At 47.3% G+C, this 13672-nt stretch carries 2 protein-coding genes; one reads left to right on the top strand and one right to left on the bottom strand.

Going from position 1 to position 13672, the window contains the following annotated elements; genetic code table 11:
- Positions 1-7 precede the first annotated feature (7 nt).
- The gene (locus tag ACE04G_RS14735; RefSeq protein ID WP_449004453.1) at positions 8-12214 is read left to right on the top strand and encodes an SDR family NAD(P)-dependent oxidoreductase; all 12207 of its coding nucleotides are present in this window, start codon (positions 8-10) and stop codon (positions 12212-12214) included.
- A 72-nt stretch (positions 12215-12286) separates the two neighbouring features.
- Here the strand turns inward: ACE04G_RS14735 and ACE04G_RS14740 are convergent, their stop codons facing one another.
- Positions 12287-13528 carry a cytochrome P450 gene (locus tag ACE04G_RS14740; RefSeq protein ID WP_221819614.1) on the bottom strand — a complete coding sequence of 414 codons (1242 nt, stop codon included), beginning with the start codon at positions 13526-13528 and terminating at the stop codon, positions 12287-12289.
- Positions 13529-13672: the final 144 nt, after the last annotated feature.

Consider the following 13672-nt stretch of genomic DNA (forward strand, 5'->3'; position numbering starts at 1 on the left):
TGATCGGATGAAAGACGACTTGTATCAAATATACAATGATATCAGAACACGTAAACTAAATCCGCAAGATGCTGCCAATCAACTAACCTCTTTAATGGCGCAAAATCAACACACCCAGACTTCCGGCGAGTCTCAGGAGTCCGGGAACACGCTTCAGGCTGATACCGAGTTACATGAAAAGACACGCAGAATGTTGACTAAGGCTGTGGCTGATCAATTGAAGGTACGACCGGAGGAAATTGAAGCCGATGTGGAGCTCAGTGAGTATGGATTTGATTCCATTATGTTAACCGAACTGAGTAACTCCCTGAACAAGAACTACAGACTGAATCTGACCCCGGCCGTTTTTTTTGAACATTCAACGTTAGCGCAATTTACAGACTATGCTTTGGAAACTTATGTTGATCAATTTGCAGAACTGTGGACATCTCCTGCCTCGGCAGGAGATGTCCAGAAAACACATATTTCGTCTGAGTCCACAATGAAGAACAGATTTAAGTCATCCGAAAATTTTGAAATGGCTCACCAGTATGAGAACGCTGAGAATGCTGGAACTTCCGTAAATGATGAAAGCTTTCATCAAGCTCAGAAAAGAAACTCTCCAACCTTTCAGCGAGCAGACAAGGCGATAACAACGTTTGAACCTGTTGCGATCGTAGGCATGACAGGAAGGTTTCCGATGGCACAGGATACGGATGCGCTGTGGGAAAATTTAATCGAAGGAAGAGACTGTATCACCGAAATTCCATTGTCACGCTGGGATTGGAAGTCCATTTATGGTGATCCCCTAAAGGAATCGAATAAAACCAACATTAAATGGGGCGGATTTATAGATGGTGTAGATGAATTTGATCCTTCATTTTTTGGCATCTCCCCGCGGGAAGCGGAACTTATGGACCCACAGCAGCGTCTACTGATGCTCTATGTATGGAAGACCATTGAGGATGCGGGCTATGCTGCCCAAAGCTTGTCTGGAAGTAACCTGGGTATATTCGTGGGCACCTCCGGAACGGGATACAGCAGTCTGATTTCCCGTTCCGGAATGGCTATTGAGGGGTATAGCTCAACCGGAATTGTTCCATCCGTAGGACCCAATCGAATGAGCTATTTTCTGAATGTACATGGTCCAAGTGAACCGATAGAGACGGCTTGTTCAAGCTCGCTAGTTGCTATCCATCGGGCAGTAACAGCGATGAGAAATGGGGATTGTGATGCAGCCATCGTTGGCGGTATTAATACCATCCTGACCCCGGAAGGGCACATCAGCTTTAACCGTGCAGGGATGCTGAGTGAAGACGGGCGCTGCAAAACCTTTTCCGAACAGGCTAATGGGTATGTTCGCGGTGAAGGTGTCGGCATGCTGATGCTAAAGAGGGTGAAAGATGCAGAACAAGCGGGAGATCACATCTATGGGCTGATTCGGGGTACAAGCCAGAACCATGGTGGACGGGCCAACTCCTTAACGGCACCTAATCCGAAAGCACAGGCTGACCTATTGATCCAGGCCTATCGCAAAGCCGATATTGATCCAAGAACCGTTGGTTATATCGAAACCCATGGAACGGGGACACCTCTGGGTGACCCAATTGAAGTGAATGGGCTGAAGGCCGCTTTTAAAGAGCTGGCTCGTCAATCAGGAGATGAACCGCTTGGAACACCGCATTGCGGTTTGGGTTCTGTAAAGTCTCATATTGGACACCTTGAGATGGCTGCTGGTGTGGCGGGTGTCATGAAGGTACTGCTTCAGATGAAGCATCGTAAACTCGTGCCAGGCTTGCATCTGGATCATATTAACCCTTATGTCCAATTGGACAACAGCCCGTTTTATATTGTGCGGGAAACAAGAGAGTGGGCTGCCCCGAGAGATAGCGATGGCAGGGAAATGCCTAGACGTGCGGGAGTGAGCTCCTTTGGTTTTGGCGGCGTGAACGCACATATCATTTTGGAAGAGTATATTCCGAATCGGGAGAATCATGAAAAAAATACAACAGAAATCCCCGGACAACACCCTGCGATCGTAGTGTTGTCTGCCAGAAACGAAGCACGATTGCGTGAACAAGTGAATTTACTGCTTCAGGCCTTGCGTGAAGGAAAGTATGCAGAGAACGATTTGGCTAATATGGCCTATACGTTACAGATCGGACGCGAGCCTATGGAGGAGCGATTGGCACTGATTGTGAGGACTATGGCTGAATTGGCGACTGGCCTGACTCATTACATGCATGAAGGAGCAGTCACAGGTCATGACGGGATTGAAACGTACAGAGGGCAAGCCAAACGCAAGGACACACTCCTGTCACTAACAGAAGATGAGGAAATGCAGGATCTGGTCCATAAGTGGTACCTGCGTGGCAAGCTGGGCAAAGTCGCAGAGATCTGGACAAGAGGGTTCATTGTCCAATGGTCAGCTCTGTATGATGGGAAGAAACCAGCCAGAATCAGTCTGCCAACGTATCCGTTTGCCCAAGAAAAGTATTGGGTTCCGATCCCTGATTCCCGAATGCCGCGGCCATTCGAAGATGAATATTCGAACTCGGCAGGGGTTCTGCATCCCCTTCTACACAGTAACATTTCTAATTTATACTCACAGCGCTATAGCTCCATTTTTACTGGAACCGAGTCATTTTTGCAAACTTCTGCTACATCGGGCAAACGGACTTTTCCCGATGTAGCCTGTATGGAAATGGCTCGTGTGGCGGCGCAGCATGCCATGGAGTCGTCAGACGGGGATGGGCAATCGGTTATGAAGCTCAGATTATCCGATGTGAAGTGGGTGCAGCATGACACAAACATCCCGAACACGGCGTTTCCATTACAGATTCAAATTGAAATTTACCCTGAAGAAGATCATAAAGAACTTTTTTTCGAAATCAGCAGTGCTGGCGACAAAAAGGAACGGCAGTTATTAACGACGGGAAGAGTCTCCAGACCGGAAAGCTCTGCCTACGACCTAACAAGGTTTGACCTGAAAGTTATACGCAAGCGGTGTGAGTTGGATTTCAACTCAGCTACATTGAACGCAGACAATGTATGGTCTGGCGGACAGACGACGGGCCGTGTGAAACAAAGTTATAAGGGGAATGGAGAAGTACTGCTACACATCTCCAGTTCCGAAGAAACTACAAGATCTACCAACATGTTCATTGATCCAGAAATGCTGAAAGACGTCATTCAAGTTGGATTATGTGAACTCTGTGGGCAACAGGGTCAAGTGAACCTCGGGGGAGCCATTACCATAAAATCAGTCCATTCCTTGGAGGTTTTGCAGGATGGGCAACCTGTTTGGGTATGGATTCGCCTGGGCACGCCGCCACATCATGATTCGACTGGAGCGGTTAGATCCGATCTTAGACTGGACGTAGCCATAGCCAATGACGCTGGTCAGGTTCTGATCTGGATGGAACAAGTCACCGTGAGTATGCCCGAGGTAGAAGGCGTAATCCTTCTGGAGCCACACTGGGAAACGGCCCCAAACCGCATGTCTTCTTCCGTACCGGTTTCATACAGCGAACACCGGATTATCCTGTGTGGTGAGTTGACAAATTTCACGATGACCGAAATGTTGAAACAGGAAATGCCAGGGGTTTCCCTGATACAACTCGGTTCAGCAGGAACCCTTGTACAACGTTACGAAGCATATGTGCTTGCCCTGCTGGAGCAGTTCAAAGATGGTGAGAGCCTTCGTCATGAAGGAAGCAAATTCATTCAGGTTGTCATACCTGACGATGCAGAACAATCCAGACTGTGGACAGGGCTGTCTGGCCTGCTCCGTACCGTTCAGCTTGAACATCCGCAGGTACGCTGCCAGCTTATTGAAATGCAGCGTGATACGTCACTGGAACAATGGGTGGAGCGGCTTAAGTCCTGTGCAAATTTGCCGAATGAGGATCACTTGCGATATATGGAGAATCAACTGTACCGTGCATCATGGAAGGAACTGGTTCAGGATGTATCCACCGAGGCAGTGAGTTCCATCAGGGAGCGTTCTAATCGAGAAGGCCATGAGCATCTGCCCCCCCATCCGTGGCAAGATGGGGGCGTATACGTTATTACTGGAGGAGGCGGTGGTCTTGGACCCATTTTTGCACAGGAGATCGCATTCAAGGCGACCGGGACAACGATCATCTTGACGGGCAGGTCTCCAGCGTTGCCAACTGCCGTCAGGCAGAGGATACAGGAACTGCCTGCCCACATTCAATACTTGACCATGGATGTAGCGGATGAAGAAAAAGTTCAGACAGTGCTGGCGATGGTCCGTCATACGTATGGGAAAGTAAACGGCATTCTGCATGGCGCAGGCATTACCCGGGACCGTCTGCTTGAAAATAAAACAGGTGCAGAGTGCAGAGAGGTGCTGGCATCCAAAGTTGCAGGGACGGTTTATCTGGATGAAGCAACACGGAGGGATGACCTGGATGTCATGATTTTATTTTCTTCCGGTACAGGTGTGACAGGAAACATTGGACAGGCAGACTATGCGGCTGCCAATGCTTTCATGGATCGTTTTGCTGCTTATCGCAATACGCTTGTCCACCGAGGAGAGCGGACCGGACAAACGTTATCGGTGAACTGGCCTCTTTGGGAATCGGGAGGTATGCAGATCAATGAACAGCAATTACGCAATTTGAAAAAACAGACGGGCATGCATCCTCTGCGTGAAGAAGAAGGAACGGCAGCCCTGTATCAGGCGTTGGCAAGTGGAAGAAGTCAGGTACTGGTTGCGGCAGGTGAAGTGACTCGATTGAGACAGAAGTTTTTGTCTTCCCCCGATGCTCTTGACTCACGGAATGCGGGACAGCAAGCAATCCCAGAGGAACAGACGGATACAGCCTGGCTTGAAGATAAGGTCAGGGAAACGATGGCTTCCATGATTTCGTCACTTCTTAAGGTGCAGGTTACACACATTGATCCCGAGGTTGAACTTGGGGAGTATGGACTTGATTCCATCATGCTGACGGAACTGACCAACACACTTAACGAGAATTTCAACATGAGTCTTACCCCGGCACTGTTTTTTGAATATTCGACGCTGCAAGCCTTCTCGCAATATGTAACACGTACCTATCAACAACAATTTTTGACGAGATTCTCATCCAAGATGGTTCCCACACAAGCAAAGAGTGGGACTGAACGAGCTGAACCTCTTGTTTTCCGACAATTTACAAGTAAACATGCCTCGGGCGTGGGAAGGGTGAAGCCAACAAACGTCATGGAGGATCAAGGCATTGCAATCGTAGGCATGAGTGGTATTTTCCCGATGGCTGCTGACCCAGATGAGCTGTGGGACAATCTGGCAGCCCAGCGGGATTGCATTACGGAAATTCCTCGGTCTCGGCGGGAAAAGTATGCTTATCAAAAGGATTCTTTTAACGAGACTGGGGAGCTCGACATGATCTGGGGAGGGTTTATTGAGGGTGTGGATCAATTTGATCCCGGATTCTTTGGTATTTCTCCCCGTGAGGCGGAACTTATGGACCCGCAGCAGCGGCTGCTAATGCTGTATGTGTGGAAAGCAATTGAAGACGCCGGATATGCTCCGCAAAGCCTATCTGGCAGCAAGCTGGGCATATTTGTGGGAACGGCTGGTACGGGATACAGCAATCTCATCGCGTCTTCAGGCATGGCTATGGATAGCTATACGTCCACGGGAATTGTACCTTCGGTTGGACCGAACCGGATGAGTTATTTTCTTAACGTCCATGGCCCGAGCGAGCCGATTGAAACCGCATGCTCCAGTTCGCTGGTTGCGATCCATCGCGCAGTCACGGCGATGAGGAACGGGGATTGCAATGCAGCCGTTGTAGGCGGTATTAATACCATTTTGACACCCGAAGGATATATAAGCTTAACTAAGGCAGGTATGTTGAGCAGTGATGGTCGGTGTAAAACGTTCTCCGCTCAGGCTGATGGATATGTTCGAAGTGAAGGGGTCGGCATGTTGATGATCAAACCTCTCAAGGATGCCGAGGAAGCAGGAGATCATATCTATGCCGTTATCCGTGGAACAAACGAAAACCATGGAGGTCGCGCCAATTCATTAACGGCACCCAACCCCAAAGCTCAGACAGAATTGTTATTTGAAGCGTACAAAAAAGCGGGAATTGATCCGAGAACGGTAGGTTATATTGAAACACACGGCACAGGCACTCCTTTGGGCGATCCGATCGAGGTTAATGCGCTTAAAGCGACGTTTAGGAATCTGTATGAACACACAGGGGATAGACAAATGGGTGAGGCGCATTGCGGACTAGGCTCGGTAAAAAGCAATATAGGACATTTGGAGATGGCTGCTGGTATTGCAGGTGTAATCAAAGTGCTACTGCAATTAAAACATCAAAAACTGGCTCCAAATCTTCATCTGGATGAAGTGAATCCTTACGTGGAACTGGAGGATAGTCCGTTCTACCTTGTTCGTGATCTGCAAGAATGGAAGCCGATTACAAACGCGGACGGAAAGGCGATGCCAAGACGAGCGGGGGTCAGTTCGTTTGGTTTTGGCGGTTCCAATGCTCACGTCATTCTTGAAGAGTATACGGGAAAATTGGATAAAAAAGAGGCGAATCACTCAGCGGCACCTGAATATCCGACAATGATTGTTCTGTCTGCACGGAATAAAGGTGAGCTTCAGGAGCAGGTTCGTTTGTTGCTGAAGAGATTGCAGTACGATTCATATATGGATACTGATCTCCGCGATCTGGCCTATACGTTACAAGTAGGACGTAATGCGATGGAGGAGCGGTTGGGTGTGCTGACTTCCGGCATCGCCGATCTGAAGGAAAAGTTGAGCGCTGCACTGGATGGAGGCATGGAACAACTACCAGAAGGTTTAATGTACCAAGCGGGTCTGCAAGGTGGCAAAGAAGCATTATTATTTAACATGGACGAAGGCACAGAGGAAATCGTAAACCAATGGATGCAAAACGGTTCCTATGGAAAGGTGCTGGATCTGTGGACCAAGGGATATCCGGTTCGTTGGGAGCATTTATATAAAGATGATCAAGATAAACCTTCCAGGTTAAGCTTGCCCACGTATCCATTTGCTAAGGAAAAGTATTGGGTGCCGTATCAGTTCGCCCAAAAATTCGAATCGGGTTCCCCGGCCGAAAGACAACAATTTGTTTCTGAGAGTCAGCACGTACCATCGGAAGAAGCAACGGAACTTTTTTCTTTCCAGGAAATTTGGGAAGAATCCGCTCACCTTGACTCAGATTCGGCCAAGCTGGACAGAGAAAATGTCAGGGGACTGATATGTCTGTTATCCGATAAAAACAAACAGTCCATCATTCGCGAAATGTTGGCTCGCCGCAGTCCAGATACCGAGGTCTATTTTGTTGAAGAAACAGGCCTGGAGGCAGGGGAAATGGATCGGGAAGTATACTGTCAACAATTTCGCGTGATCGCCAAGCAAGGAGATCATATTGATGCGGTTCTGTATCTGTGGCCGTTTGATGATGCCCAATATTTACGTGATACAAGTCCGATTGTACACATGATCCAAGCGATGGTTATGGAGAATATACAACCCAAACGTATTTTACTGGCTGGAGAACATGCCACTGCGCTGGATCAGTGTTACCTCGACTCATGGATTGGCTTTGAACGTTCAATAAGTCTGAGTATGAAGAAGACGAAATTAACCGTATGCAGCTCGCAGGCACGACAGAACTCGGATATGTTGGCATTTGCGGACCTGTCGAACCTGCTGTGGGATGAACTTTTATCGGAATCGCCACAAAGTGTTCGTTTTGAGCATGGACGTCGTTTGGTAAGTCGAATGAAGCAAGTTGATTTAACGGAACATGCTGATGAGTATACCCTTTATCCGAAGCCTGGACAGACTGTATTGATTACTGGTGGACTTGGCGGATTGGGTGTTATTTTCGCAAAAGTCTGGGCTTCAAAGGGAATCAATCTTGTTTTGATGGGGCGATCTCCGCTGGATGAGATGAACAGGCAATTGCTCAAGGACCTTGGAAAAAATGGCAATAAGTTCATATATGTTCAGGCAGATGTGAGTGAAGCGGCGGAAGTAACAACGGCTCTGGAATCCGCAAAAATGCAATGTGGCGATATCCACGGATGGGTCCATGCCGCCGGAATGGAAAGTCAGGGAACCTTGCTGTCCAAAAGCATAAAAGAGTTCGATCAAGTGTTACGTCCCAAGGTTAAAGGATTACTTGTGATGGAGGAAGCATTGCAAAACGAACCTCTGGCTTTTCGTTGTTATTTTTCATCCTCGTCGGCGCTGCTGGGGGACTTTGGTTCCTGTGACTACGCTGTGGCCAATCGTTTTCAGATGGCGTACGCCCAGATGCAGGATCAGAATATTCGTACAATCGCCATTTTATGGCCACTTTGGAGAGAAGGTGGAATGGGCTCCAGAACGTCAGAAGGTACGGACATGTATCTGAGAACAAGTGGATTGCGTTTTCTGGAAAAGGATGAGGGGATCGCTTTTTTTGATCAGGTGATCAGACAATCCGGTACACATCAGCTTGCTCTGGCGGGAAGGGCAAGCCGGATACATCGTTTTTTGGGCTTGGACATGCCGGTTTCCAAGCAGTCTTCCCCTGGATTGCGCATAAAAGCGACAAAGCAGGATCAGGCCCAAATAAGGAATTCACATTCACCATTAAGGAAGACTTTACAGGAATGTGTAGTGCAAGAACTGAGAGACTGGGCTGCCCAACTGTTAAAAATGGAAGCAACCAAGTTGGACCCAGACCGGAATCTGGCGGATTATGGTTTTGATTCGATCAGTCTGGCAGAATTCGCTGAGCTTATGAGCCAGCAATTCCGGCTTGAATTGTCACCGACCGTCTTTTTTGCACATGGCACCCTGAACAGACTTTCGCAGCATCTGATCACATCCTTTTCCGAAGAAATGGAAGCAAGGTACAGCATGATGTCAACCGCATATCCAACACAAATACAGGATCACTCCCATACAGACAGAAACACCAATCCATCTGTAATGGAGCAGCTTGACGGATCAATGGATCATCCTGTCCCTGAACCTACTGAACTTCACAGGGAAGAACCTATAGCCATCATCGGCATGAGCGGAAGGTTTCCGCAGGCAGGCAACATCGAGGATTTGTGGACAAATGTTGAATCAGGTTCTTCATGTATATCGAGATTGCCCCGCAGTCGTTGGACCTCAGAAGGCGGGAAGGATGTAACCAATAAGGATGCTGATATTCCTGCATGGGGAGGTTATTTGGCGGATATCGATCGTTTTGATCCGATGTTTTTCCAGATTTCACCGAACGAAGCAGCGATGATGGACCCCAGACAACGTCTGTTTCTGGAAGAGGCGTGGCATGCTCTGGAGGATGCCGGTTATATGGGGGATCGTATTCGTGGCCAGAATTGTGGGGTATACGTTGGGGTTGAAGAAGGCGAGTATGGTTATTTGACAGCAGAGAAAGGATCGATTAACGGTAATCAAAATGCCACACTTGCGGCCCGTATTGCATATGTTCTGGATCTGAAAGGGCCCAATATGGCGATCACCGCCGCATGTTCTTCAGGGCTGGTAGCTCTTCATCAGGCGTGTCAGGCGTTAAGGAGCGGAGAGTGCGACACAGCCTTGGCCGGGGCTGTGAGTCTGATACTGTCTCCCATGCTGCACACAGCTCTCCATCGGGCAGGCATGTTATCCCCCGATGGCCAGTGCCGCGTATTTGACGAACATGCTAACGGAATGGTGCCTGGTGAGGCTGTGACCGCGTTGGTGCTCAAACCTTTGAAACAGGCCATTCGGGACGGAGACCATATTTATGGCACAATTAGAGGCAGTGGTGTTAATTACAGCGGACGAACCAATGGATTGACTTCGCCTGATCCTGAGTCACAGGCAGAGTTGATGAAAATGGTGCACAAACGGTATCGGATTGATCCACGTAGCGTGCAGTTCATCATGTCGCAAAGTGTGGGATCACCGATAGGAGATGCAATTGAGATGCAGGCATTATCCAACGTATATGGTTCTTACAACGATCAGGACATATCCGTGGCGATTGGTTCCGTAAAACCTTTAATCGGACATACCTTTGCGGCATCCGGTTTGGTTAGCCTCATAACGATGTTGATGGCCATGAGGCATAGAACAATTCCGGCTTTGCATTCCTATGAAGAGCCTAATCGGCATATCAACATGAGCATGGGCAGCAACCTCAATATCAATAAAGAAAACAGACCGTGGAGAACGTCGTTGAATGTATCAAGAATGGGAGCGATTAGCACCACAGGCATCAGCGGGACAAATGCACATGTGGTTATCGAAGAGTACGTAGCCGCTGAAACAGAGCAAAATGATGCAGTGAGCGAAGATTCGGTGGCCCAAGTTGTCATTCTATCGGCGTTGAACAAGGAACGCTTGCAGGCCGCTGCGCAGCAACTCCTGAATACAGTCATATTAAATAACGAGATGAGCCTGAGGGATGTGGCGTACACGCTACAAGTGGGCAGAGAAGCGATGCCGGATCGCTTGGCTCTAATTGTGAGTCATAAAAAAGAGCTCATTACAGGGCTGAAGAAGTTTTTGAAAGCGGAAAAGCCAAATAAAAACTGGGTTGATTCTTGTCCGATGTTTACTGGAAGGGCAGAAGAAGATTCGGCAGTGAAGGAGCTGTTGTCAGGAAGAGCTGGCGAAAAAATATTGAGAGCTTTCATGGCTGATGGCAGCCTTGATAAAATTGCACTGTATTGGTCCAAAGGAGGCAACGTTTCATGGGAAGGTCTGTATGAAGGAAAGCCTGCTCAAATCATTTCATTGCCTGGGTATCCATTTGAAAAGAGAAGATGCTGGGTTGACCTTACTCATACTCTTGCTCATGCTAAATCTGTAGTCGTTTCCAGCCTGGAGGAAGGAGCTCCTGATTCCAGTATAGATGTAGCCGGGAATACATCACTGGAACACAGGATCACAGCCATCATCCTGAATCTGCTTGGCTTGGAAAGCGGTGAGATTCAGGAATCAACACCTCTTGTGCAATATGGAATGGACTCCATCGTGTTTATTCAGTTGATTCAACGATTGCAAACCGAGCTGAATCCTGAAATCAATGCAGCAGATTTGCAACATTGTTTGACTTTGGCAGACATCATAGCAAGTCTGACAGACAGAATAAATCAGACCCCTACGCTTCAGGGCAAGCCAACAAGTTTTATCGTCACCGGACCGGAGGAGAAGACAAATGGTACTTTGAATTCGATTGTTAAGTCATGGTCACAATTCCCCGAACTTGTTCGGCTGAATCATGCTTCTGAAGGTCGACCCATCTTCTGGTTTCACGCCGCAATGGGTGGGGTGGAAGGTTATCAGGTTATTGCATCCCGGTGTACACGGCCCTTCTACGGGATCCAGGCAAGAGGCTGGATGACTGACCGCTCTCCGTTATATGGGATCGAAGGCATGGCAATGTATTATGTGCATGTCATAAAAACCGTTCAGCCGGAAGGGCCATATGATCTTGGCGGTTATTCTCTTGGCGGCCTGATTGCATATGAGGTGTGCAGGTTACTTCAGAATCAGGGTGACCAGGTAAACAGCGTGGTGATGCTCGATTCCATCCATCTCTCTGATGAAGACGAAATGACTTCGTCGGACAAAGGTTATATTTTACAATCCGTGAATATGTCGCTAATGTCTTCGATTCTTCATCAACCGGAGAAAATTGCAGACACGTTAATTCACCGCGATGAAATCAATATGGAACTAAGTAATGAGGATTTTCTTAAACACTTAACAGAAATTGCGAAATCCAGAGGGCTTTTCAAAAATGAGAAGCATCTACAGCAGCTCATTGAGCAATGTGTCAAGGTTCAGCAGGCATATCAGGCAGATCAGTACCAAGTTCAATCGCTTGCAGATCGAGATGCTGTGGCATGTTATTATTTCCGCAATCAAAGCGGACACTTCTTTGGTGAACTTGAGCCTTACTTTGTCACGGAGGAAGATTGCATCGAACTGAACAACTCAACCTATTGGAGTATATGGGCGGAGAACATTCCGAATTTTAATTTGTTTGACATCGATGTATCCAACCATATGTTACTGTTGTCCAATCCCGCAAGCTCTGATCGAATAGGTGCTTTCTGCAAGCAGTTGTATTCAAGTGAAGGGGTTACGGAAAAAGACATTCAATCCTTCAAAAAAAGTACCAAGGTAAGAGTCCCACGCAAGAGTTCCAAAAACCAGATTAAATAAGATCATCAAAAAAAGCGTTGCTCATGAATGAGCGACGCTTTTTTTTGATGATCTTACGATCTTACATAATGGTCATCTATTGTTCAAGCGGACAAGCAGTCGTTGAAGACCACGAAAGCCTACATTGGGAAGCCATTCGGGCTCATCCTGAATCCATTCCATATGGGGATACCTTGCGATTAGGCGGCTCATGGCAATCTCTGTTTCCATCATCGCCAACTGGGCACCGATGCAAGAATGAATTCCTACACCAAAGGCCAGATTTCGCGCTTCATTGCGTTCAATATCAAATAGATGAGGATCGGTAAATTTTCGCGGATCATGATTGGCTGAACCGAAGCAGAACATGATCAATTCTCCCTTTTTAATCTGCTGATCCAGAATTTCCATGTCTTCAAGGGCGGTTCTTACGGTAATCTGTGCAGGGCTTTCATAGCGAAGGACTTCCTGAATGGTGCTTTTAATCAGACCTGGAGAGTCTTTCAATTTCTGAAGTTGTTCCGGATGTTTCATTAGTGTAAACATGCCATTCCCAATCAGATTACGTGTGGTCTCATGTCCGGCGAAGAGCAGCATGGCACATTGCGCATGAATTTCTTCAATTGTCAGGTGCACACCATCATCATCAGTTGCTTCTATAAGATAAGTAATAAAATCTTCCTGAGGATGTATTTTTCGTTCTTCAATCACATCTGTCAAATAGGCAGTCAACAGAACCAAAAGATTTTGTGCACGCGTGACATCCTCATATGTAACCGTCATGGAACCGAACAAGTGAACGAGACTATCTGCACATTCGGCCACACGTTCATACTGTTCCTCAGGCAGACCCAGCAGTTTCATAATGACTTTGGTGGGAAGCGGGTAAGCATAATCCCGAATCAAATCCACCTCTTCTTTTCCTTCCATTTCATCAAGAGAGTCGTCGATCAGATCCATAATGTAGGGAGCCAGATTTTTGACCGACACGGAGAAGGCCTGGGTTAACATTTTGCGATATCTGATGTGAGAAGTGCCATCCTGAAGGGACATCCACATTGAAAACAGACGAATAAACTCCAGAATTCCATAGAGCTGTTGCTCCGAAAACTGGACTGCCCAATATTGTTGTGCCGTGTTATGGGAAATGCGTGGGTCTGCAATGTACTTGTTTACGGTTTCATATCCACCGATGTACCAAAGTCCTCCATACAGATTCACTTTGTGAATTTCGCCTTGCTGAATCAGCTGTCGATACACGTCATACGGATTACCGAAGAAGTTCTCATTATAGAATGTGGTTGGATCATTTACATCAATGACAGGTATTGACAAGTGGTTTCCTCCTTTTATCACGGCTTTTTTTGAAAAATAAAGGAAATTATACAAAAATAGAGTAGCATGTATACTAGAATCTGTCGAGTTATGCTCAGAATATTCGCCAAATTTTACTTTCATTTTACTTAATAAAGCAAATAA

It is taken from the genome of Paenibacillus sp. AGC31, from assembly GCF_057334655.1.